The organism is Jiangella ureilytica (genome assembly GCF_004348545.1).
GTDB classification, from domain to species: domain Bacteria; phylum Actinomycetota; class Actinomycetes; order Jiangellales; family Jiangellaceae; genus Jiangella; species Jiangella ureilytica.
Window position 1 is genome coordinate 90,840 of sequence record NZ_SMKL01000004.1, and the last position, 23,577, is coordinate 114,416.

15 protein-coding genes are annotated in these 23,577 nt (G+C 73.1%); 7 read left to right on the plus strand and 8 right to left on the minus strand.

The window, feature by feature from the left end; genetic code table 11:
- The first annotated feature begins 195 nt into the window (after positions 1-195).
- Positions 196-2,739, plus strand: a complete 2,544-nt coding sequence (locus E1212_RS02905; RefSeq protein ID WP_131978845.1) for a YfhO family protein — start codon at positions 196-198, stop codon at positions 2,737-2,739.
- 83 nt (positions 2,740-2,822) lie between these two features.
- Here the strand turns inward: E1212_RS02905 and E1212_RS02910 are convergent, their stop codons facing one another.
- The gene (locus E1212_RS02910) at positions 2,823-3,971 is read right to left on the minus strand and encodes an epoxide hydrolase family protein (protein ID WP_131978847.1); all 1,149 of its coding nucleotides are present in this window, start codon (positions 3,969-3,971) and stop codon (positions 2,823-2,825) included.
- Between the two features lie 120 nt (positions 3,972-4,091).
- Here E1212_RS02910 and E1212_RS02915 point away from each other — a divergent pair, with 120 nt between their 5' ends.
- Positions 4,092-5,318, plus strand: coding sequence for a metallophosphoesterase family protein (locus E1212_RS02915; protein ID WP_162605273.1), 1,227 nt, complete (start codon positions 4,092-4,094; stop codon positions 5,316-5,318).
- 115 nt (positions 5,319-5,433) lie between these two features.
- Here E1212_RS02915 and E1212_RS02920 read toward each other — a convergent pair whose 3' ends face one another.
- Genes E1212_RS02920 through E1212_RS02930 form a run of 3 tightly spaced genes read right to left on the minus strand, consistent with a single transcriptional unit; the run spans position 5,434 to position 9,924 of the window.
- Entirely contained in the window at positions 5,434-7,395 is a 1,962-nt protein-coding gene (locus E1212_RS02920; protein ID WP_131978849.1) for an acetoacetate--CoA ligase, read from the minus strand.
- 10 nt (positions 7,396-7,405) lie between these two features.
- A complete protein-coding gene (locus tag E1212_RS02925; protein ID WP_131978851.1) occupies positions 7,406-8,647 on the minus strand; it encodes a neutral/alkaline non-lysosomal ceramidase N-terminal domain-containing protein in 1,242 nt (413 codons plus the stop codon).
- An 11-nt stretch (positions 8,648-8,658) separates the two neighbouring features.
- Positions 8,659-9,924, minus strand: a complete 1,266-nt coding sequence (locus E1212_RS02930; protein ID WP_131978853.1) for a nucleotide sugar dehydrogenase — start codon at positions 9,922-9,924, stop codon at positions 8,659-8,661.
- A gap of 202 nt (positions 9,925-10,126) precedes the next feature.
- Here E1212_RS02930 and E1212_RS02935 point away from each other — a divergent pair, with 202 nt between their 5' ends.
- Complete coding sequence (locus E1212_RS02935) at positions 10,127-11,269, plus strand: aminoglycoside phosphotransferase family protein (protein ID WP_131978856.1); 1,143 nt, start codon at positions 10,127-10,129, stop codon at positions 11,267-11,269.
- 594 nt (positions 11,270-11,863) lie between these two features.
- Here E1212_RS02935 and E1212_RS02940 read toward each other — a convergent pair.
- Positions 11,864-13,996, minus strand: a complete 2,133-nt coding sequence (locus tag E1212_RS02940; protein WP_131978859.1) for an FG-GAP-like repeat-containing protein — start codon at positions 13,994-13,996, stop codon at positions 11,864-11,866.
- Between the two features lie 84 nt (positions 13,997-14,080).
- Positions 14,081-15,055 carry a dTDP-glucose 4,6-dehydratase gene (rfbB, locus tag E1212_RS02945; RefSeq protein ID WP_131978862.1) on the minus strand — a complete coding sequence of 325 codons (975 nt, stop codon included), beginning with the start codon at positions 15,053-15,055 and terminating at the stop codon, positions 14,081-14,083.
- Between the two features lie 48 nt (positions 15,056-15,103).
- On the opposite strand from rfbB, the gene rfbA reads away from it, so the two are divergent.
- Complete coding sequence (gene rfbA, locus E1212_RS02950; RefSeq protein WP_131978865.1) at positions 15,104-15,976, plus strand: glucose-1-phosphate thymidylyltransferase RfbA; 873 nt, start codon at positions 15,104-15,106, stop codon at positions 15,974-15,976.
- On the plus strand, positions 15,973-16,599 hold the full coding sequence (locus tag E1212_RS02955) for a dTDP-4-dehydrorhamnose 3,5-epimerase family protein (RefSeq protein ID WP_131978868.1): 627 nt from the start codon (positions 15,973-15,975) through the stop codon (positions 16,597-16,599). Before rfbA ends, E1212_RS02955 begins: the two co-directional genes overlap by 4 nt.
- Before the next feature lie 79 nt (positions 16,600-16,678).
- On the opposite strand, the gene rfbD is transcribed toward E1212_RS02955, so the two are convergent.
- Positions 16,679-17,509, minus strand: a complete 831-nt coding sequence (rfbD, locus tag E1212_RS02960) for a dTDP-4-dehydrorhamnose reductase (RefSeq protein ID WP_203416283.1) — start codon at positions 17,507-17,509, stop codon at positions 16,679-16,681.
- Between the two features lie 149 nt (positions 17,510-17,658).
- Between rfbD and E1212_RS02965 the strand changes: the two genes are divergently transcribed.
- Entirely contained in the window at positions 17,659-20,805 is a 3,147-nt protein-coding gene (locus E1212_RS02965; RefSeq protein WP_131978874.1) for a glycosyltransferase, read from the plus strand.
- Between the two features lie 89 nt (positions 20,806-20,894).
- Here the strand turns inward: E1212_RS02965 and E1212_RS02970 are convergent, their stop codons facing one another.
- Entirely contained in the window at positions 20,895-22,067 is a 1,173-nt protein-coding gene (locus E1212_RS02970) for a hypothetical protein (protein ID WP_131978877.1), read from the minus strand.
- 80 nt (positions 22,068-22,147) lie between these two features.
- Here E1212_RS02970 and E1212_RS02975 point away from each other — a divergent pair, with 80 nt between their 5' ends.
- Positions 22,148-23,566, plus strand: coding sequence for a glycosyltransferase family 2 protein (locus tag E1212_RS02975; protein ID WP_131978880.1), 1,419 nt, complete (start codon positions 22,148-22,150; stop codon positions 23,564-23,566).
- Positions 23,567-23,577: the final 11 nt, after the last annotated feature.

Consider the following 23,577-nt stretch of genomic DNA (forward strand, 5'->3'; position numbering starts at 1 on the left):
TGGCGACGGCTTCGTTATGGCACGGGATGATCACTGCGATATCGCGTTCGACCGACTCGCGCACGCCGTCCTCCATTGTCATTATGCATCTAATGACATGATAGTGTCTGCTGATCTGGAGGCCGAAATTTGTTACTCCCTCGTGACCTGGTGGATTGGGGCACTACTGTGTATACGCGCAAGACGTCCGCGAGGTTGCACGGCCCGTCCGTCCTGGTGGCGGCGGTCCTCGCGGCGGGCGGGTTCGTCGTCAGTGGGATGGTGCGCGGGACGTTCCCGTTCGGCGACGTGTCGCGCAACACCAACGACCTCGGCCAGCAGCTCATCCCCATGCACGCGCACCTGCGCGACGTGCTCACGGGCGACGCCGCGGGCGACCTGCTGTTCAGCTGGAACAGCGGGTTCGGCGTCCCCTTCCTCGGCGACTACATGTCCTACCTCGGGAGCACGCTGTCCTGGCTGGTGCTGCTGTTCCCGCGCGACGGCATGGACCTCGCGCTGTTCGTCATCGCGGTCGTGGCGCTGGCGCTGGCGGCGGCCGCCATGACGGCGTACCTGCGCCTGCTCCGCCCCGCGGGACCGGCCTGGCTCGCGGTCGTCGCCGGCGTCTCCTACGCGCTGTGCGGCTGGGCGCTCGACGACGGCTCGTACATGACCATCTGGCTGCACGGGCTGGTGGCGTTCCCGGTGCTGTGCCTGCTGTGCGAGTGGATTCTGCGGCGACGGCGGTCGTGGCTGCCGGTGTGCGTGGCGCCGTTCGTGGTGGCGCTGCTGTGGACCTCGCACTTCTACACCGTCTACATGGCCACCATCGGCGCGGCCGTCGTCGTGCTGGTGCGGGTGATCTCCTACGACGCGTCGGTCTCGTGGCGGGTGCGGGCGGTCGGCGTGCTGCGCTGCGCGATCGCCGTCGGCGCCGGCATCGGGCTGGCGGCGCCGCTGCTGGTGCCGACGTTCTGGGCGGTGCGGTACTCGCGGCCGAGCCCCGAGGTGCAGTTCCACGCCATGGACTGGCTCGACTTCCTGTCCCGGCTGCTCGCGGGCAGCGAGGGCGTCGGCTCCAGCCCGGGCCTCGCCGTCGGCACGCTGATGCTGCTGCTGGCCGTCAGCCTGCCGTTCAACGCGGCGGTGCCGTGGCGCGAGCGGCTGGTGTGGGTGGCCGGCGTCGGGCTGACGGTGCTGAGCATGCAGGTCGCGCTGACGCACGCGGTGTGGCACGGATTCGACACCCCGAACGGCAGCCCGTTCCGCCAGGCGTTCGTCGTGGCGGGCATGGTCGTGATCGCTGGCTGGATCTCCGGGTCGGCGGGCGTGCGCGGAGTGGTCCCGGTGGTCGCGCCGCTGGTCCTGGTCGGCGGGTTGTACCTGGTGGTGCGCAACGGCCCGTTCGTCACGCCCACCACCCGCGTGGCGGTGCCGGTGGTCGCCGCCGTCGTCCTGCTGGCCTGGCTGGGGAGGCGGCTCGCCGAGCGCGGCCGGGCGCGGCCGCCGTCCTGGGTCGCGGCGGTGGCGGCCACGGCGGTGGGCGCCGCGGGGGTCGTCGAGGCCACGGCCGGCGCGGTCGCGATCGACCAGGCGCGCGCGGAGTTCCTGCACGCCTACCCGACCTGGAGCACCGAGAACGACCAGGTCCGCGCGCTGGTGCTGGACGGCGACCGGTGGCCGGAGGCGCGGGTGTCGTCGGGCGCACACGTCACGCAGAACGACCCCATGCTCCTGGGCGGGCAGGGCCCGCAGTACTACTCCAGCACCATCCCCGACGACGTGTCCGAGGTGCTGGCCGGCCTCGGCTTCGGCTACAGCGCGTACGTGCGGGCCAACCTCGACCCCGAGAACCCCGTGGTCGACGCCGTGTTCGCCGTCGGCGCCCGGGTCGTCGCCGGCGACTCCGGCTCGCTCCGGCTGGCCGAGAACCCCGAGGTGGCGCCGCTCGTCACCGTCCGCCCCGCCGCACCGTACGCGTCGGCGGACCCGGCACCGTTCGGGAACCAGGAGACCGCCCTCGGCGCCGACGTCTACACCGTCCCGCGGGTGCAGCTGACGCCCGACCCCGCCCTGACCGTCAGCGGCCGCCGTCGCGACTTCCTGCTCCAGCCCGTCGCGGGCGCGACCGTGCCGGTCGAGGTGCGGGTGACGGCGTCCTGCCCGGCAGGCTCCGAGGTGTACCTGGCGTCGCCGGCCTTCGTCGGCGAGGTGCTCGACGAGACGATCGGCTGGCGGACCGTCCTGCGGCAGACCACGCGGGCGCCGGGCGTGTACACGGGCGCGCCGGTGCTGCGGGTCGGGGTCGCCGGTCCCGACGGTTCCGTCGAGGTGGCGCTGCGCGTCTACGGCCCGGCCCGGCTGCCGGCCAGCCCGCTCGGATGCTTGGACCGTGGTGCGCTGACGGCGGCCGTGGCCGGCTTGCGGGCGGGGGCGCCCTCGTCGATCGACGTGGGCGGCCACGGCATCGCGGTCTCACTGCCGGCCGGCGGCGCGGCGTCGACGGTCGTGTTCGGGGTCATCCGCTCGCCCGGCTGGCGCTGCTCGGCCGGCGACGGTGCTGCTTCCACGCCGGAGACGGTGGGCGGCCTCATCGCCGTCCCGGTCGATGCCGGGGTCACCTCGGTCGCGTGCGAGTGGCAGCCGCGCGGGCTGCGCATGGGCCTCGCCCTGGGCGCCGCCGCCCTGGCCGTCGTGGGGCTGCTCGGGCTGGTCGCGCTCGTCCAGCGCCGCCGCCGCGACGCCGGCAATGGTTGAGGGATCGGTGTCGCCAGGGCGACACCGATCCCTCAACCATCGATCAACCCGGGCGGCCGCTCGGGTCGATCATGGAGAGTTCGTCAGCGGACCAGGCGGAAGAACGATCTGACCTCGTCGACGAAGAGGCCCGGCTGTTCGAGGGCGGCGAAGTGGCCGCCGCGGGCGGGCTCGCCCCAGTGGACGATGTTGGTGAACCGACGCTCCGCCCACCTCCGCGACGGCCGCTGCAGTTCCTTCGGGAACACCGTGCAGCCCGTCGGCACGTCGACCGCCACCCCGGAGCTCGACGAGATCCACTCGTCGACCTGGCGGATGCTCTCCCAATAGAGGCGCGCGGCCGAGGCGCCGGCGGCCGGAAGCCAGTAGAGCATCACGGTGTCGAGCAGCTCGTCGCGGCTGACCACAGGGTCGAGCGAGCCCTCGTGGTCGGTCCAGAACCAGTACTTCTCGGCGATCCAGGCACACAGCGCGGCCGGCGAGTCGACCAGCCCGTAGCCGACGGTCTGCGGGCGCGTCGCCTGCTGCCGCGAGTAGCCGGAGCCCCACTCGTCGGCCTCGCGCAGGCTGTCGAGCGCCGACCGCTCGGCGTCGGTGAGCGAGTCGAACGTCGCGGGATCGGGCGGCGCGAGGGGCGGCATGAGGTGGATGCCGGCGACGCGGTCCGGGTGCGCCACGCCGAGCAACGTCGACACCGTCGTGCCCCAGTCGCTGCCCTGGGCGCCGTAACGGCGATATCCCAGCCGGTCCATGATCGTCGCCCAGGCGGCGGCGATGCGCTCGACGCCCCAGCCCGAGCGGCCGGGCTTGTCGCTGAACCCGTAGCCGGGCAGCGACGGGACGACGACGTGGAAGGCGTCGGCGGGGCTGCCGCCGTACGCCACAGGGTCGGTGAGCGGGCCGACGACCTTGCGGAACTCGAGGGTCGAGCCCGGCCAGCCGTGCGTCATGACCAGCGGGAACGCGTCGGCGTGCGGCGAGCGGACGTGCAGCAGGTGGATCCCGAGCCCGTCGACCTCCGTCCGGTACTGCGGCAGGCCGTTGAGCCACCCCTCGGCCCGCCGCCAGTCGTACGCCGTCGCCCAGTAGTCACAGAGGTCGCGCACGTAGCCGAGCGGCACCCCCTGCGACCAGTCGTCGACGGTGGCGGGCTCGGGCCAGCGGGTGGCGCGCAGCCGATCGCGAAGATCGTCGAGCTGGGACCGGGGGACGTCGATCCGGAACGGCTCCACCCCACCGACCCTATTCGGGTGCGCTTCATCCGCCCATCACCGCAGCGACGGCTGTTGGTGCCCGTCGGTCGTTAGCGTCCCCGGCACCACCCCCACCGCGTCACAGGAGATGAGGCCGCCATGACCGAGCATGACCAGCAGCTCCCGGGCCAGGACACCGAGACCAGCGCCGGCTGGGACCGGCGCGACTTCGTCCGCATGGGCGGCCTCGGCACCGCCGCCCTCGCCCTCGGCGCCACCGGCGCGCTCGCGGGCGCGGCCCCGGCCGGTGCAGCCGACAGCGACCGGGCGCTGCGCTTCAAGGCCGACGGCACGTTCAAGATCGTCCAGTTCAACGACACCCAGGACGACGAGCGGATCGACCGGCGCACGATCGAGCTCATGGAGAAGGTGCTCGACGCCGAGCAGCCCGACCTCGTGGTCCACAACGGCGACAACATCACCGGCGGCTGCGCGAACGCCACCGAGATGAAGCAGGCGATGAACAACATCGTCCAGCCGATGGAGTCGCGTCGGATCCCGTGGGTCGTCACCTACGGCAACCACGACGAGGACTCCACGCCGCAGACCGGGATGGACGAGGAGGACATGCTCGAGTTCTACCGGTCCTACGGCTACAACCAGAACCAGCCCAGCCCGCGCGGCGTCACCGGCAGCGGCAACATGAACCTGCTGATCCGCCGCCACCGCGGCCAGCAGCCGATCTTCAACCTGTTCCTGCTCGACAGCGGCCGCTACGCGCCGGACACCATCGCCGGGCAGGACTTCGCCGGCTACCCGGACTGGGACTGGCTGCGGATGAACCAGGTGCACTGGTACACCGAGACCTCCGAGCTGGTCGAGAAGCGGGCCGGCGGCACGAAGGTCCCGGCGCTGATGTTCATTCACATCCCGCTGTGGGAGTACCGCTTCATGTGGTTCGCCAGCGTCGACAGCCGCACCGCCGCCGACCACGAGCGGGCCATCGCCAAGCACGGGATCGTGGGCGAGCGCAACGAGGACGAGTGCCCCGGCCCGTTCAACTCCGGCATGTTCTCGGCCATCCTCGACCGCGGCGACGTGCGCGGCGTGTTCTGCGGCCACGACCACGTCAACACCTACGTCGGCAACTACTACGGCGTCATGCTCGGCTACGCGGGCAACACCGGCTTCGGCACTTACGGCCTCAGCGGCGCCGAGCGGAACCGCCTGCGCGGCGCCCGGGTCTTCAACCTCACCGACCAGGGCGAGGACGTGGACATCGAGACGCACATGGTGTTCGCGGCCGACCTCGGCATCGACCTGACCGCCAACGACCAGAGCATCGACCCGCTGCCGCTGCCGGAGGGCCGCCGCCGGAAGAAGTGACGGCGCCAGCTGGCGGCTCGGGTCGGTGGGACCCAGCGTCCAAAGTGGGTCTCCGCCGTCCAGGGTGGGACCCACCTTACGGGCGCGGACCGACAGGTGACCGGGCGTCGCTACGTCAGCGGCCGGCGGCCAGGGCGACGAACGGGTCGAGCGCCGCGGGGTTGCGCAGCGCCTCGCGGCTGACCGCCTTGTCGGCCACCACACCGGCGAGGATCCGCTTGACCGGGACCTCGCACTTCTTGCCCGTCAGGGTGCGGGGCACGTCGTCGACCACGAGGAAGCGGTCGGGGACGTGCCGCGGGGAGAGCTCGGCGCGCAGGGTCTTGCGCAGTTCGGGCTCCACCTCGTCGAGCGCGGCGCCGTCGGCCAGCACGAGGAAGCAGAGCAGCTCGCCGTCGTCGGATCCGGCGCCGGACGTGTCGATGACCAGGGAGTCGAGGACGGCGGGATGGCCCTCGACGACGCGGTAGAACTCGGCCGTCCCCATGCGGACGCCGCCGCGGTTGAGGGTCGAGTCGCTGCGGCCGTGGATGACCGCCGATCCGCGCCGCGTGATGGTGATCCAGTCACCGTGCCGCCAGACACCGGGGTAGTCCTCGAAGTACGCCGCCCGCAGCCGCGACCCGTCGGCGTCGTCCCAGAACGAGACCGGCATCGACGGCATGGGCGCGGTGAGCACGAGCTCGCCGACCTCGTCGATGACGGGGTGTCCCGCCTCGTCGAAGGCGGCCAGGGCGGCGCCGAGCGCGGGGCGCGACAGCTCGCCGAGCCAGACCGGGACGTCCGGCGCCGGGCCGACGAACGCCGTGCAGGCGTCGGTGCCGCCGGACAGGCTGGCGATCTGCACCGACGGGCCCAGGTTGCGGCTCAGCCAGCGGAAGCCGTCGGTCGACAACGGCGCCCCCGTGCTGCCCACGGCGCGCAGTGCCGGCAGCGCCGACGGCTCCAGCGTGACCCCGTCCTTGAGGCAGGCCTGCACGAACGGCGCCGACGTGCCGAACACCGCGACCCGTTCCGACGCCGCCATGTCCCACAGCGACGCCAGCGACGGGTGGCCCGGGCTGCCGTCGTACAACACCACCGTCGACCCGACCAACAGCCCGCTGACCAGGAAGTTCCACATCATCCAGCCGGTGGTGGTGAACCAGAAGAACCGCTCGCCGGGCTTCAGGTCCAGCTGCAGCCCGAGCGACTTGAGGTGCTCGAGCAGAATGCCGCCGTGGCCCTGCACGATGCCCTTGGGCAGCCCGGTGGTGCCGGACGAGTACAGCACCCAGAGCGGGTGGTCGAACGGGACGGCGTCGAACTCGAGCGGGGCGCCGTCGTGGCGGCGCACCAGCTCGTCCCAGTCCTCGGCGTCGTCCAATGCCGCTCCGCCGAACGCGATGCCGACGACGGCGCGCACCGTCGGCAGCTGCGCTCGCAACGCCGCCACCGTCGGCCGGACGTCGACCGCCTTGCCGTTGTAGACGTAGCCGTCGCACGCGACCAGCACCACCGGCTCGATCTGCGCGAACCGGTCGGCCGCCGCCCGCACGCCGAAGTCGGGGGAGCAGGACGACCACACCGCGCCCAGGCTCGCCGTGGCCAGGAACGCGACCAGCGTCTTCGGCGCGTTCGGCACCAGCGCCGCCACCCGGTCGCCCGGGCCGACGCCCATCGACGCGAGCGCCGCCCGCATGGCCGCCACCTGACGGCGCAGCTCGCCGTGGGTCAGCTCGGTGCGCAGGCCGTCCTCGCGCCGGAAGACCACGGCGACGTCGTCGTCACCCTTGCCGGGCCCGGGCCGCAGCGCGTGCGCGGCGTAGTTGAGCGTCGCGCCGGGGAACCAGCGGGTGCCGGGCATGACGATGTCGGGCAGCACGTCGGTCGGCTGGTCGACGAAGCCCACCTCGAAGAACCGCGCCAGAGCGCCCCAGAACGCGCCCGGCTGCGCGACCGACCAGTGCCAGAGCTCGTCGTAGTCGGCGGTGTCGGCGATGCCCTGCTCACGCAGCCAGCCGCGGAAGGCGGTCAGCCGGCTCGCGGCCACGGACTGGGGGTCGGGCCGCCACACGACCTCGGCGTCGTCGGTCATGCCGCACAACCTAACGCGACCGCAGGGCCGTCGCGAGGGCGCGGTGCAGGACCTCCTCGGCGGCCGGCGCGAAGGGCCCGGGCAGCCCGAACCAGTACGGCGCCTCGTCCGCCTCGTAGCCGCCCTGGGCCAGCTGCCGGGCCGTCACGAGGTAGCCGGTCATCCCGTTGGTGTAGCCGAGCGGCAGGGTCGCACCGCCGGACAGCACGGCGACCCGTCGCCCGTACGCGCTCACCGGCTCGCCGGACATCCCGAGCAGCTGCAGGTCCGCGGCCAGCCGCAGCGACGAGAGCACGACCGGCGCCGCCGTCCGGGCCCGCCCGGGGTCGGACAGCAGCAGCCGCGCCCATTCGCCGCGGACGCCGTCGTCGCCGGTCAGCTCCCGCAGCTCCGCAGCTGTAGGGGCAGGACGAAGCGGCAGGCCGACGGTGGTCCGCTCGGTCCGTAGTCCGGCCGGCCCGACGGCGATCCGGGTGCCGCCGAGCGCCCGGGTGACGGCGTCGGCCAGCTCGACGGCCGCGCTGTCGGCCGACCCCCACGACGGGAGCGGGTCGACGTCACCGCAGCAGCCCTGCGCGTAGACCGCCACCGCGCCCGGGTAGCGGCGTTCGAGCAGGTCCATGGCCACACCGGCGAAGTCGGGCGTGACCCGGTTGCCGCGGTGCACCACGGGATGGCAGGCGTGGTGGACGAGCAGGGCGGCGACGCCGTCGGGCCCGGTGAGGCGGAGCACGGTGACGGCGGGGTCGACGGACGAACGGGGCACCGTCGACGGCGATCGTGCGGCCCGGCGGTCGTGGCCGATGGCCGCGCGGTCGGCGAACCGGTCGATCGTCACCGGCCGCAGCGCCGCCAGCGCCCGCCCGACGCCGTCGGCCGCCGCCGCGCAGACCTGGTCGACGTAGGCGTCGTCGACGGCGCCGATGGACGGGACGAACCGCCGCGACACCTGCGGCGCGGAGTGCGTGTGGGTGGCGTGCAGCAGCACGGCGCTCGCCGGCAGCCCGTACCGCCGGGTCAGCTCGGCCTGGACCCGCTCAGCGGTGTCGAAGCCCCACCAGAGCAGGTCGGCTGAGACGAGCACGGCCCGCTCGCCGCCGTCGTGGCCGCCGAACGCGAGCGTCCGCAACCGCAGCGGGGCCGCCGTGCCCGTGGCCGGACCCATCCCGGCGCGGGCGGCGAACCCGGCCAGCGGCACCGGCCGGCCGGGCGTGATGTCGGCGCGGTCGACCCCGAGCAGCAGGTTCGACACCGCCGATCAGCTCACATGTGCTCGACGTTGTCGCCCAGCGGCGTGATGCCGCGGGTGTCGAAGACCCGCTTCGCGGTCTTGGCGATGAGGTGGCCGTCGTACTCGCTGTGCGGCTGCAGGACGACGGTGAGGTCGGCTGTGGCCAGCGCGGCCTCGAGGTCCGGGACGGAGTCGTGGACGGTGTCGTCGACCTTCCACGTGGGGACCTTGGGGTCGTGGAAGACGACGTTGGCGCCCAGCGAGGCCAGCCGCTTCGCCAGCGGGACGGCGGGCGACTCGCGCTGGTCGGCGATGTCGGGCTTGTAGGTGACGCCGAGCAGCAGCACCGTCGAGCCGTTGAGCGCCTTGCCGTCGACGTTGAGCAGGTTCTGGATGCGCTGCACCACGTACGCCGGCATGGTGGCGTTGATCTCTTGCGCCAGCTCGACGAACCGGAACGGGTAGCCGAGGCGGACCCGCACGTTGTGGCTCAGATAGTTGGGGTCGATGGGGATGCAGTGCCCGCCGACGCCGGGGCCGGGGTAGAACGCCTGGAACCCGAACGGCTTGGTCTTGGCCAGCCGGATGACGTCCCAGAGGTCGATGCCCAGCTCGTGGCAGAACCGCGCCATCTCGTTGACCAGCGCGATGTTGACGTGGCGGTAGGTGTTCTCGAGCAGCTTCGCCGTCTCGGCCTCGCGGGTGCCCTTGGCCTCGACGACGGTGTCGACGAAGCGGCGGTAGAACGTGGCGGCGCGCTCGGTGCACCCAGGCGTCTGCCCGCCGACGACCTTCGGGGTGTTGCGCATGCCGAACCTCGGGTTGCCCGGGTCGATGCGCTCGGGCGAGAAGGCGAGGTGGAAGTCGCGGCCCGCGACCAGCCCGGAGGCCTCCTCGAGCATGGGCCGGACGACCTCGTCGGTGGTGCCGGGGTAGGTAGTCGACTCGAGCACCACCAGCATGCCGGCGGACAGGTGCCGCCCGACGGTGCCGACGGCGGCCTTGACGGCGCCGAGGTCGGGCCCGCCCTCGTCGGACAGCGGCGTCGGCACGCAGATGACGATGGTGGCCGCCTCGTCGAGGTCGGCCTCGTCGGCGCTGGCCCGGAAGCCCGCGGCCAGCATCTCGGCGATGTCGGCGTCGGAGAGGTCGTCGACGTGCGACCGCCCCCCGTTCAGACCCTCGACGACCCTGGTGCTGACGTCGAAGCCCATGACCCGGAGGCCGGAACGGCTCGCCTCCTGCGCCAGGGGCAGGCCCACGTACCCCAGTCCAACCACCGCGACATCTGTCGACACTGCTTCGTTCCCGTCCGTACGACTATGTGAGGCCACGTCGCGCTCGTGGCGCCTGACTGACGTGACCGCACGACTTTACAGCAGTCACGCGCGCGCACCCCCGGGGCGTTGCCCATGGGGCCCCGAAAAAATGAGAACACTCTCATCCGGCTTGGGTGCCGAAGTGGGCTGAACAGTGCCATTGCGCTGGTTAGCATGTCTGATGCCTGCCCACGCCCCTGACATCTCCGACGCGGTCCGGTCCCTCGAGTGGACGGCCGCGATCGAGCGGACGACGGGCAGCCTGCCGGCCGCGCGGGGTGTCGCCCGGCTGCGGCGGCGTGACTTCTTCCACGACAACCGCATCGCGTTCTCGGCCCAGCTCGACACCGCGACGCCGTTCCCGTCCAGCGGCGTCTTCGTCGACCACCGCACGGGCGCTTCGGTGCTGGTGGCGGGCGGTCGGCCGACGGTGCGGTCGGTGGCCGCCGCCGACGTCGTCGTGGCCGGCGCCATGCGCACCGCCGAGCAGCTGCGGTTCCGGGCGTTCTACGTCACCGAGGCACACCGGACCCTCGTCGTGCAGCAGCGCTTCGACCCCACCACACCGACCCCGCTGGCCGTCGGCAGCGAGCACCAGCGCGCGCTCGCCGGCCGCACGCCGTTCGCCGTCCCCCAGGTGTTCGAGAGCGGGCTGGCCCGGCGCGGACTGGGAGCCGACGCCGTCGCCGACTGGCTGGTCGAGGAGGTGTTCGACGGCGCCCCCGTCGGCCCCGGCCAGGCCGCCGACGCCGTGCCGGAGCTGCTCGCCCTGCTGGGTGAGACCTGGGAGCGGCTCGGGCTGACGCACGAGCGGCTGAGCGGCGAGCAGCGGACCCGCGCGCTGACGGCGTTCTCCGGGCTGGCCGACGACCCGCCGCCGGGCATCTGGCCGGACGACCTCGACCCCCACCACACCTGGCTGCGGGTCCGCGCCCTGCTCGACGACGGCCGCCCGCTCACCGTCGGACTCAGCCACGGCGACCCCGGCCTCGGCAACGTGCTGCGGCTGGCCGACGGCCGCCTGGCGCTGGTCGACTGGGAGGACGCCGGCTACCGGCCGGTCGCCCACGACGTCGTCAAGGTGCTGATGTCCGCGCCCGACCCGCGAGGCCTGGCGCGGCTGCTCGAGGAGCCGGCCTCGCTGCGGCCCGCCCTGTCCGCGGCCGGCGCCGTCCCCTGGCGGCTGCAGGTGGCGGTCGCCCTGGTGCTGTTCCTCAGTGGCTGGCGCAACCGCTACTTCCGCGCGGTCAAGCGGGGCAGCGTCAAGGCCGCCAACCGGCGCATGCACCTCCTGCTCGGCATGCTCGACGACCTGCTGCCGTAGCGGGTCCTGGGGGTGCGTGTGGTTGCGTGGGTTCCCCCGTCCCCCTGCTGCCCATTCTCTTAAGCCGCGCGGATGCCCTCAAGTCCGCGCGCTCTGTGCTTGGGCGCCGCCGTGGTGGGGGCGCTTGGACTTGACCGCACCCGCGTGGCCTAAGAACGGGCAGCTATCAGGGGGACGGGGGGAGTCTGGCGACGGGTGCCGGGGTCCTGGCGGCCCTGCTGGTGTCCACGTGGTGGGATTTGGCGCGTTTCGCGGGGCCATCACGAGGTTCTCTGCCGCTTCACCAGGCCTGCATGCCTGGTGATGTGGCAGAAGGCCTGGTGATGTAGCGGATCGCCGATGATCATCGCGGTGCACAGTCCGGCGAACCGGGGCGAAACGGGCACGCGAAGCGGTGAGGCGTGCCCAGGGTCTCCCCGTCCCCCTGATAGCTGCCCGTTCTTGGGCCCCGGGTGCCCGGGTCAGGCCGAAGCCGCCCAACCACACGGTCAAGCAACCACAGCGGGCGCCGGCTTGAGGCGGGTGGCCGGGGTCAAGAGAATGGGCAGCAAGGGGGACGGGGAGCCCACCTCAAACCCCCAGCCAACTGGGGTGTCATGGGGGCGGCGGGAGCTTCGCCCGGGTCGCGCAGGCGACGGTGAAGCCCGACCCGGTGCTCACGTGGTACCGCCATTGCGACGTGCCGTCGCCGCAGCGGCCGCGGTAGCCGAGGTCGGCGTCGCCGTCGCCGTCGACGTCGCCGACGGAGATGCCGTAGTGAGCCGTCGAGCCGTCGGCGGCGGGCCAGAAGTCGCCGCCCCAGCGGCGCACCTCGAAGCCGTGCTCGCCGCTGACGTGTACCCGGAAGCAGGGCTCGCCGGCGCTGCCGCAGGCGCCGCGGTAGCCGACGTCGTCGCGGCCGTCGCCGGTGAAGTCGCCCACCAGCAGGCCGTACACGCCGGTCTCGACGGTCCAGGCGACGTCGTCGCCCCAGGACCGGGCCTGGAAGGACTCGCCGTCGCTGCCCAGCATGCGCCAGCAACGCTCGTTCGCCGCCCCGCAGGCGCCGCGGTAGAGGAGGTCGTCGCGGGCGTCGCCGTCGAAGTCGCCGACCTGGACGCCCAGGCCGGCCGTCTCGCCGGTGGTGGGCCCGAGCCGCGCCCACGGCCGCGGCGGTGCGAACCCGTCGTCGCCGCCCAGGGCCACGCGCCAGCAGTGCGTCTCACCCGAGCAGGACCCGGCCCAGGCGAGGTCGTCGTGGCCGTCGCCGTCGAAGTCGCCGACCTGGACGCCGAAACGGGCCGCCAGTTGTGCGCCGCCGAGCCGGGCCGGCCAGCGGACGATCTCGACGCCGGTGCCGGCGCTGAGGTGCGCCCGCCAGTACGGGTCGCGGTCCGGCTCGCGGACCAGCTGGACGAAGTCCTCGCGGTCGTCGCCGTCGAAGTCGCCGCGGTGCAGCCCGGCGAACGGCTCCTCCCACTCCGGCGTGGTGCCGCAGTCGCTGGTGCGGACGGCGCCCAGGTGCGAGACGAGCGCGGCGCGGGCGTTGCCCTGGACGCAGAACTCCGCGGCCCGGCTGGTCGAGACCGAGATCATGCCGCCGTCGACGAACGCGTTGCCGCCGATGAAGACGTCGCTCTCGGGCGCACCCTGCTGCCCGGCGATCTCGGCGTCGCGCCAGTACGTCACGCCGCAGTAGTGCCGGCAGCCGGTGGCGCCGCGCATGTCGATGGTGTTGTCGCGCATGGAGACGCGGCGGAACACCTCGGGCATGACCTGGCTGGCGTAGACGTAGCTGTAGATGCCCGACGAGCGCATGCGGTTGCCGACGACGTAGGTGTCGTGCTGGTTGCGCAGCTTCATCGAGCCGCCGGCGGGCGAGGCGTCCCAGCCGTCGGCGCGGTTGCCGACGATCGCCAGCCGCCGGCTGCCCCACGCGTAGAGGCCGTGGTCCTGGCAGAACCTGCAGCCGGCCGGCGCCCCGATGCCGGGCGTGCGCCGCCAGACGTTGCCGTCGACCACCACATCGTCGTTGCCCTGCCCGGTCGCGAGATCGTGCCCCCACAGGTTGACGGCGGTGCGGAACCAGCCGTCGGGCACCTCGGGGTCGAGGTCGCGGGTGGTGCCGAACCACGAGTCCTTGACGACGGTGAGCCGGGTGGTGTCGGCGACGACGCCGCGGCCGGGGTGCGCGCTGTCGCGGAGGAACTCGCAGCCGTCGACGGTGACCCCGCTGGTGTGGCGGAGCAGCACGTAGGCGACGCCCCACTCGCTGGACGTCTGCCCGTTGCGGAACGTGCAGTCGCGCAGCGTGACGTCGGAGACCGAGCTGTAGTCGTCGGAGCCGGTCAGCTCGAGGCGGACGTCGTCGAACTCCAGCCCGCTGATCGTGACGTCGCGCAGCAGGTCCTGGGCGATGGTGACGCCGTCGGCGCTCGTGCTGCGCAGGACGACCCGGGCGCCGTCGGCGGCGGTGTAGTTCCGGCGCGAGGCGAACCGGATGGGCCGGTCGAGCCGGTAGACGCCGGCCGGGAAGACGACGGTCTGGCCCGGCTCGGAGGCGTCGATGGCGGACTGGACGGCGGACGCGTGACTGCGGCCCGAGGCGAGGAACGCCCCGACGTCGACGGTCTTGGGCTCGGGCCGCCGGACGTCGCGCGCGCCGTCGGGACCGCCGGTGAGCCAGCCGGGCGCCCAGCCGGAGAGGAGGGTCGCCGCCAGCACCGTCGCCAGAATGACGCCGATCACTCGCCGCAAATTCCTCGAATCCTCCCGAATCGACCACAGGGGTTGGCTTCGAGTATGCCCTGGGCCGGCGGCGCCCAACCGCGGTCAGCGGTTCTTCAGCGGCTCCCACCACGACCGCTGGTCGCGGTACCAGGCGACGGTCTGGGCCAGCCCGGCGGCGAAGTCCTGCCGCGGCACGTAGCCCAGCTCGGCCCGGATCTTGCCGTCGTCGACGGAGTAGCGCCGGTCGTGTGCGAGCCGGTCCTCGACGTGGTCGACGCGGTCCCAGCCGGCGCCGCAGGCCTCGAGCAGCAGGCCGGTGAGCTCCTTGTTCGTCAGCTCGCGGCCGCCGCCGATGTTGTAGACCTGGCCGGACCGCCCGCCCGCGCGGACCAGCTCGATGCCCTGGCAGTGGTCGTCGACGTGCAGCCAGTCGCGCACGTTGAGGCCGTCGCCGTAGAGCGGCACGTTGAGGCCGTCGAGCAGGTTGGTGACGAACAGCGGGATGACCTTCTCGGGGTACTGGTAGGGCCCGTAGTTGTTCGAGCAGCGCGTGACCGACACCGGCACGCCGTGGGTGCGGTGGTAGGCCAGCGCGACGAGGTCGCTGCCGGCCTTGCTGGCGCTGTAGGGGGAGTTCGGCTCGAGGATGTGGTCCTCGGTCCACGACCCGGACTCGATGGAGCCGTACACCTCGTCGGTCGACACGTGCACGAACCGCTCGACGCCGTGGCGCCGGGCCGCGTCGAGCAGCGTCTGCGTGCCCACGACGTTGGTCTGCACGAACGCCGCCGCGCCCTGGATGGAGCGGTCGACATGGCTCTCGGCGGCGAAGTGGACCACCTGGTCGGCGGCGGCCAGCAGCTCGTCGACCAGACCGGTGTCGAGGATGTCGCCCTTGACGAAGGAGAACCGGGGGTGGTCGGCGACCGGCTCGAGGTTGGCGGGGTTGCCGGCGTAGGTCAGTTTGTCGAGGACCACGACCTCGGCGCCGTCGAGCCCGGGGTAGGCCCCCGACAGTGCCTGGCGGACGTAGTGCGAGCCGATGAACCCGGCTCCGCCCGTGACCAACAACCGCATCTCGACCCCTCCCGGAACCATCACTACCGCGGGCTATCGTAGGCGCTCATGCGAGGAATCATCCTGGCGGGCGGCTCGGGAACCAGGCTGCATCCGCTCACCGTGGCGGTCAGCAAGCAGATGCTCCCGGTCTTCGACAAGCCCATGATCTACTACCCGCTGACCACGCTCATGCTGGCCGGCATAACCGAGATCCTCGTCATCACCACGCCGCGCGACGAGGAGCAGTTCCGGTCGCTGCTCGGCGACGGCTCCGACCTGGGCATCTCCATCTCCTACGCCCAGCAGCCGAGCCCCGAAGGCCTGGCCCAGGCGTTCGTCATCGGCGCCGACTTCGTGGGCTCCGAGCACGTCGCGCTGGTGCTGGGCGACAACATCTTCTACGGCGCCGGCCTCGGCACCCAGCTGCGCAAGTACAGCGAGGTCGACGGAGGGCTGGTTTTCGCCTACCACGTCGCCGACCCCTCGGCCTACGGCGTCGTCGAGTTCGACGACGCCGGCCGGGCCGTCAGCATGGAGGAGAAGCCGGCCGTCCCGCGCAGCAACTTCGCCGTCCCCGGCCTCTACTTCTACGACAGCGACGTCGTCGAGATCGCCCGCGACCTGAAGCCGTCGCCCCGCGGCGAGCTCGAGATCACCGACGTCAACCGCACCTACCTCGAGCGCGGCGCCTTGCACGTCGAGGTGCTGCCCCGCGGCACCGCCTGGCTCGACACCGGCACGTTCGACAACCTGCTGGCCGCCGGCGAGTACGTCCGCGTCATCGAGGCACGGCAGGGCCAGAAGATCGGCTGCCCCGAGGAGGTGGCCTGGCGCATGGGCTTCATCGACGACGACCAGCTGCGGGCCAGCGGCGAGCGGCTGCGCAAGTCCGGCTACGGCGACTACCTCTTCGGCCTGCTCGACGGGGCGCCCGCGTGAACCCGAAGATCGAGCCGCTGTCCGTCGGCGACGCCTTCGCGGTGACGCCGCAGCAGTTCGGCGACCCCCGCGGCGTCTTCCTCGAGTCCTTCCGCGGCGACCTGCTGGCCCCGCACCTGGGGCACCGGCCCGACATCGTGCAGACCAACCTGTCCGTCTCGGCGGCCGGCGTGCTGCGCGGCCTGCACTTCGCCGACGTCCCGCCCAGCCAGGCCAAGTACGTCACCTGCATCTCCGGCGCGGTGCTCGACGTCGTGGCCGACATCAGGGTCGGGTCGCCGACGTTCGGCCAGTGGGACGCCGTCCTGCTCGACGACGTGGACCGGCGGGCCGTGTACGTGGCCGAGGGGCTGGGGCACGCGTTCCTGTCACTGGCCGACGGGTCCGCCGTCATGTACCTGTGCACGGCGCCGTACGCGCCCGGCCGCGAGCACGGCGTCGACCCGCTGGACCCGGAGCTGGGCATCGACTGGCCCACCACCGACCGCGACGGCCGGCCGATCACGCTGTCGCTGTCGGACAAGGACCGGGCGGCGCCGTCGCTGGCCGCCGCGCGCGAGTCCGGCCTGCTGCCGGACTATGCCGCGACGCGCGAGTTCTACGCGTCGCTCGCGGGGTCCTAGGGTGTGTCTCCCAAGTCTCGGCCGCAGCGAGGCGCCGCCTGGGCGTCGCGCAGTAGGCCATGGACTTGGGAGACACACCCTAGGAGTTCGGGAAGGCCTTCGCGAGGACGACGGGGGCGGCGGCGGCCAGGGCCTCGTCCCAGCGGCGCATGGGTGCCAGCCCGGCGCGGTCCCAGCCCCGGTGACCCAGGACGGAGTACGCCGGGCGCGGCGCCGGGCGCGGGAACGTGTCCGTGGTGGTGGGCCGGACCCGCTCGGGGTCGAGCCCGAGCTGCGTGAAGACCGCCCTGGCCAGGCCGAACCACGTCGTCTCGCCGCTGTTGGTGGCGTGGTAGACGCCGGCCGGAGCGTCCGCCGTCGCCAGCTCGACGACGCGGCGGGCGAGGTCGAGCGACCACGTGGGCTGGCCGCGCTGGTCGTCGACGACGTCGAGGGTGTCGCGCGCCGCCGCGAGCCGGGCCATGGTGGCGACGAAGTTGCCGCCGTGCTCGCCGTAGAGCCAGGCCGTGCGGACGACGTAACCGGTGTCGGGCAGCGTCGCGAGCACCGCCCGCTCGCCGGCGAGCTTGCTGCGTCCGTAGGCCGATCGCGGCCCGGTCGGTGCGTCCTCGGCGTACGGCGCGGTGGCGGCGCCGTCGAACACGTAGTCGGTGGAGATCTGCACCAGCCGGGCGCCGTGCCGGGCGCACGCCGCGGCGAGGTGCGCGGGCCCGTCGCCGTTGACCGCCGTGGCCGCGGCCTCGGCAGACTCCGCACCGTCGACATCGGTCCAGGCAGCGGCGTTGACGACGACGTCGTGGCCGCGGACGGCGTGGTCGACGGCGTCAGCGTCGGTGACGTCGAGCTCGGCCCGCCCCAGCGCCGTCACGTCGGCGTCATGGAGCACCGTCACCACGTCGCGGCCCAGCATGCCGGCGGCACCCGTGATCAACCACCGCACTCGGCACCTCCTGCCCTCGTGAAGCGTCTAAGATACCGAGGGTCCGAATGCGGCCGATGCACTTGGGTCCGATGGCCTGGGGCAGTCTGGGTCAAGATCGTCCCCAAGGAGTTCGTGGCATGAAACTGCCGGTCGGCAGGGTCCGTCGTCTCGTCAAGAAGGTGCTGCCGCAGGCGTACCTCGACGATGTCGCCCGGCGGCGGCGCGTCGCCTCGGCCATCAGGTCCAGCGGCCTGTTCGACGCCGACTGGTACCGCGAGCAGCTGAGCGAGCCGATCCCCGCTGGAGTCGACCCCGTCGACCACTACGTCACCGTCGGCTCGTCCACCGACGTCTCGCCGAACCCGTGCTTCGTCAGCGAGTGGTACCGCGACCACCCCAGGAGCCCCAAGAAGCTCGACGTCGCGCCGTTCATCCACTACCTCAACCGCGGCATCGGCCGCGGGCTGTCGCCGCACCCGCTGTTCGACCCCGAGTTCTACACCGAGCAGCACCCCGAGGCCGCCCAGCACCGCGGCGGGCCGCTCGGGCACTACCTCGAGACCGGCTGGAAGTCCGGCGCGCGGCCCAGCGCGGCCTTCGACGTCGAGGCCTACACCGGCGCCTTCGGCGACGTGCAGGGCCCGCCGCTGGCCGACTTCGCCCGCCGCACTCGCCGGCTCATGCACGAGACCCGCGGCTGGGAGCACCTGCCGCGCACGGCCGCCGGCTTCGACCACGAGGCCGCCGACGCGTTCAAGCGGGGCGTCCTCGCCGACTACGCCCGGCGCGCCGAGGAGCCGCCGCTGGTCACCGTCGTCATCCCGACGAAGGACCGGCGCGAGGGCGTGCTCACCGCCATCGAGTCCGTCGTGGCGCAGACGTACCGGAACTGGCAGCTCGTCGTCGTCGACGACGGCAGCACCGACGGCACCGCCGAGGCGGTCGAGGCGCTGCTGGGCGACGAGCGCATCGAGCTGGTCCGCCGCGAGCGGGCCGGCGGCGTCTCGGCCGCCCGCAACGCCGGGCTCGCGCAGGCCCGCGGTCAGTACGTCGCGTACCTCGACTCCGACAACGTGTGGTCGCACGACTTCCTCGAGGTCATGGTCGCGTTCGTGCGCACCCGCGGCCTGCGGTTCGGCTACGCCGTCTCCGAGCTGGCCGAGGAGAAGAAGAACGGCCGCACCGGCTACCGGTCGCTGCCGTTCAACCGCGAGGCGCTGGTCGAGCGCAACTTCATCGACTGCATCGTCGTCCTGCACGAGCGGTCGCTGCTCGACGAGGTCGGCACGTTCGACGAGCAGCTGCGCCGCAACGTCGACTGGGACCTGTTCATCCGCATGTCGGCGGTCACCGACTTCGAGCTCGCGCCGTTCATCGCGACCCGTTACGACGCGTGGGAGGAGCGCAGCGACCGCATCACCATCAACGAGCTGTTCGGCTACCGCTTCGTCATCCGCGCCAAGCACCTGGTCGACTGGGACGCCGTCGACGCCGGGCTGTCCTCGCGCGGTCCGGGGACGGTGTCCGTCGTCATCCACGCCGGCGACGACGCCCAGGCCGTCACCGCCACCGTCGAGCGGCTGTTCGAGGTCACCGAGGACGACGTCGAGGTGGTCATCGTCGACGCCAAGGCGACCGAGGCCGAGGCCATGCGGCTGCAGTTCCTGACCATCCGGTACCCGAACGTGCGCGTGCTGCGGCAGACGCAGCGGTTGTCGACGGAGCTGTCGCGCACCATCGGCGCGGCGCACGCCACCGGCGAGACCGTCGTCTTCCTGCCCCCGGCGGCCTGGGTCGAGCAGGGCTGGCTCGCGCCGCTGACGGCGGCCCTGGCCGACGGCGCCGCGGCGGTCCAGCCGCTGGTCCTGCTGCGCGACGGCACGGTGTGGTCGGCCGGCGCGGCGTTCGCCCGCGGCGCGCACCCGCACCACCTCTTCCGCCGCTTTCCCGGCGACGCCGCCGAGGTCGTGGCGCCGTCGGCCCCGTCGGGCCTGTCGCCGGTCGCGCTGGCCGTCCGGGCCGCCGACTTCGCCGCCGTCCGCGGCTTCGACCCGCTGTTCGTCAACGACATCGACAACCCCGACCTCAGCCTGCGGCTGGCCCGCCGGACCGGGCGGGCGCTGCGGTACGAGCCCGCGGCGGTGGTCGCGCTCACCGAAACCCCGGAGCGTCGCACCACGGCGTCGGCCACCACCACCGCGACCGACAACGCCGAGCTGTTCACCGGCCGCTGGAAGGACACCGTCGGCCAGGACGACGTGGCGGTGTGGAGCGCGCGCGGGTACACGATCGTCGGCTACGACGGCGGCGCACCGACCCACTGGGGGTTCGACCCCATCGTCGTGCGCGACCGCGCCGAGCGGCCGCTGCGCTGGGCCATCAAGATCGGCGCGCCCGACGTCGAGCGCCGTACCAACTGGGGCGACTGGCACTTCGCCATCGGGCTCAAGGAGGCGCTGGAGCGGCTGGGACACGAGGCCGTCATCGACGCCAAGCGGGCCTGGTACCGCCCCACCTCCCGCTTCGACGACGTCGCGCTCGTACTGCGCGGGGTGAGCGTCTACACCGTCAATCCGCAGCAGATCAACCTGTCGTGGGTCATCAGCCATCCCGAGCGGGTCACCCGCCGCGAGCTGGCCTCCTTCGACGCCGTCTTCGCGGCCTCCACCAGCCTGGCGCGGCGGATGTCCACCGACCTCGGCGCGCCGGTCCGGCCGCTGCTGCAGGCCACTGACGCTCATCGCTTCCGTCCGGTGCCGCCCGACCCCCGCCGCCGCCACGACGTGCTGTTCGTGGGCAACGCCCGCGGGATGCGGGCTTCCGTCGGTGCCGCGCTGTCGGCCGGCATCGTGCCGTCGGTCTACGGCGTGCGCTGGCGCGGGCTGCTGCCCGAGGGCGCCTGGCTCGGCGAGTACATCCCCAACGAGGACCTCCCCGCCGTCTACGCCGCGGCCGGCGTGGTGCTGAACGACCACTGGGACGACATGAAGGCCGAGGGCCTCATGTCCAACCGGCTGTTCGACCTGGCGGCGTGTGGGGCGCGCATCGTGACCGACGTCGTTCCCGGCATCGAGGACGTCTTCGGCGACGTCGTGCTGACGTACACGACGCCGCAGGAGCTGGCCGCCGCCGTGAACGCTCAGCTCGCGGAGACGCCGGAGCGCGCTGCGGCGCGGGAGAAGCTGTCCGAGCTGGTGCGGCGCGAGCACTCCTTCGACGCGCGCGCCGAGGAGCTGGTCGAGACCGTCCGCAAGCTCCACGTCGAACGCGACCTGGCCCGCTAGCCGGCTGGTACCGCTCTCTGAGCCGCGGGCACCCGCCTCATGGGGGTGGTGCGCCCACTCGGCCCGGCGGACGGAGCCCCAGGCGAGCGTCAGGCGGTGCGGGCGAAGTAGGACGCGTACCCGGGATCGACCCGGCCGGTTCCCACCAACTGCCGTCCACCTGCGCGCAACGCCGCCTCGACGCCGGCAGCGTCGCGGACCACCCGCTGCACGCCGAGGTCGTGGATGGCGTACCCGTCGTCGCCGACGTCGACGGTCGCCGAAGCGTCCTCCAGCGAGTCCACGCCCAGCCGCAGCAGGTCGGCAGGCGAGCCGAGCACCGTCGCCGCCGTCAGGACCGTCGCCGGCCGCTCGCCTGCCCCGGAGCCGGCCGCCCGCACCGTCACGTCCAGAGCAGGCAGGTACGTCCGTCGCACGACCGCCCCACTGAGCGGTCGCTGGCCGTAGCCGCGCCCGAGCACGAGGTCCTCGATGTGCTCGGCCGCGTAGCTCAGACCAGAGGCCGGCAGCGTCACGAGCTCCGTCTCGCACGACTCCAGCGCCCGCCGTCGCTCCACAGCGCCCGAGGCGACCCGAACCGTCAGCGCCGGCCAGGTCTGCCGCCGCAGGTCGCGCGCGAGCGCACGATCACCAGGAGGGACGACGGCGGTGACCGACGGCGGCGAGGAGGCGACACCGGCGGCCGAGGTCGCCGACCGCAACGCAGCCCGCCGGGCCGCGACCGACCACCGCTCGCGCCGGTCGGGGTCGGCCAGCGTCGCCTTCGTCAGCCCGGCGACCAGCCCGCCGAGCTCTGTGCCGAGCAGCCGCCGGACCACCAGCGGCAGGTCCGGCGCCAGGACCGGGACCCCGCCCACCAGCAGCTGGCGCAACAGTCCGGCCAGCTCGACCGGGCCGGCGCCGGCACCGAACGGCACCCGCACGCCGGCGTACGGGCGCAGCGCGGCCAGCTGGGCGGCCGACACCACGGCGGGCCGGTCCAGCTCGACCAGGCGGGTGCGGCCGTCGTCGATCCGCAGTTCGCCGGACGGCTGCGTCCGCAGGTGCGTGAGGCGCCGCGGCGGCGAGCCGGGGCCGTCGTCGTCGAAGGGGTCGAAGCCGGCGGGAGAGACCAGCGTGGTGTTCACCGCGGGCAGCGGCGCGGCGACGATGGCGCCCGCCGCCGCACTCAGCGCAGACGGGGCGAGTGCGGCCAGGCCGGCCCAGTCCGGGACGAACGGGTCAGATATCGCTGCTGGTGGGAGGTCGGTTTTGGTCGGCATCACGGGGCCCGGTAGGTTCTCGAAGTGTCGCCGCCCGGAGAGCGGCGGCCCCCACCCTACCCGGCTGCAGCGGAGGAACGATGTCGACCACGGTCCGGACGCCGGTCGCCGTCCCGCGGCAGGAGTGGACCACCGTCGCGGTGCCGGATCTCGGCACCTGGGCGCCCACCCTGTCGGTGACGGTGGTGCTTCCGGCGAAGGACTGCCAGGACGAGCTCGAGCTGACGCTGGCCGCGCTGGCGGCGCAGACGTACCCGGCCGAGCTGATGGACGTCATCGTCGTCGACGACGCGTCCGCCGAGCCGCTGCGGCTCTCCGCGATCCATCCGGAGCGCGCGCGGGTGCTGCGGCTGCCGCCGGGCGACGGGCACGGCTCCGGCCGCGCGCGGCACGCCGGCGCCGAGGCCGCCACGGGCGACGTCGTGCTGTTCCTCGACGCCGACATCGTCGCCACGCGCACGCACGTCGAGGCGCACGCCCGCTGGCACCACGCCGTCGCCGACGCCGTCGTGATCGGGTACAAGCTGTTCGTCGACTTCGACGACATCACGGCCGGAGACGTACTCGACGCGACCCGTGGCGACACGTTCGACCAGCTGCTCGACGGCCGCAAGCAGAAGCGGCACACCTGGCAGGAAGACTTCATCCGCGAGGCCGATCGGCTCACCAGGTACGCCGACGACACCTTCCTCGCCGTCGTCGGGGCCAGCGTCTCGGCGCCGCGCGCGCTCTACGCGGAGAGCGGGGGGTTCTCGACGTTCGGGCTGCGCGGCATCGTCGACACCGAGTTCGGCTACCGCATCTTCACCGCCGGCGGGGTGCTGATTCCGGAGCCGTCGGCGCGCAGCTACCACCAGGGCGCCCGCAACTTCGCCACTCGCGGCGACGAGATCAAGCGCGAGCGGTCCGGCCTCGCCGCGAACCACCTGCCGATCCCGTTGTTCCGCCCGTCCGACGTCGGGCGCATGTGGCAGGTGCCGGTGGTCAACGCCGTCGTCGACGCCACCAGCGGGACGGCCGAGGAGGTGCAGATCACCGTCGACAGCATCCTGGCCTCGGCCTACACCGACCTCGTCGTCACGGTGTCGCCCAGCAAGGAGCTGCCGCGCTGGGTCATCGACTACTTCGCCGCCGACGCCCGGGTCCGCTTCGCGCCCGACCCCGTCCGCACCGGCTTCCCGGCGCCGTTCTCGCTGGTCGTCCCGGCCGGCGTGGCCATCGGCCGGTCGGCAGTCGGGACGCTGCTGGCGCTGTCGGAGTCCGAGGCGGTGGGCCTGGTCCGCGCGACGGTGTCCGACGAGCCCCGCCCGCCGGTCGAGCTGTGGGCCACCCGGGCGCTGCACCGGGCCCGCCGGCACGTCGCCGACGGGGGCATCGACGAGACCGCGCGGCGGCTGTTCGGGGTGCACTGGGTCAGCGGCTCGGAGATCGGCGTCCGGCCGGCCGTCGTCGACGTCACCCGTCAGGGCATGCTCGTCGACGGCTCGCCCGGCGGCTGACGACGGGGCGA

Bases quoted from the DNA above. Each gene is read 5' to 3' on its own strand.
- E1212_RS02975 (WP_131978880.1), top strand. From the start codon at position 22,148: ATGTCGACCACGGTCCGGACGCCGGTCGCCGTCCCGCGGCAGGAGTGG.
- E1212_RS02915 (WP_162605273.1), top strand. From the start codon at position 4,092: ATGACCGAGCATGACCAGCAGCTCCCGGGCCAGGACACCGAGACCAGC.
- E1212_RS02965 (WP_131978874.1), top strand. From the start codon at position 17,659: ATGAAACTGCCGGTCGGCAGGGTCCGTCGTCTCGTCAAGAAGGTGCTG.
- E1212_RS02970 (WP_131978877.1), bottom strand. From the start codon at position 22,067: ATGCCGACCAAAACCGACCTCCCACCAGCAGCGATATCTGACCCGTTC.
- rfbB (WP_131978862.1), bottom strand. From the start codon at position 15,055: ATGCGGTTGTTGGTCACGGGCGGAGCCGGGTTCATCGGCTCGCACTAC.
- E1212_RS02935 (WP_131978856.1), top strand. From the start codon at position 10,127: ATGCCTGCCCACGCCCCTGACATCTCCGACGCGGTCCGGTCCCTCGAG.
- rfbD (WP_203416283.1), bottom strand. From the start codon at position 17,509: ATGCTGGGCCGCGACGTGGTGACGGTGCTCCATGACGCCGACGTGACG.
- E1212_RS02920 (WP_131978849.1), bottom strand. From the start codon at position 7,395: ATGACCGACGACGCCGAGGTCGTGTGGCGGCCCGACCCCCAGTCCGTG.
- rfbA (WP_131978865.1), top strand. From the start codon at position 15,104: ATGCGAGGAATCATCCTGGCGGGCGGCTCGGGAACCAGGCTGCATCCG.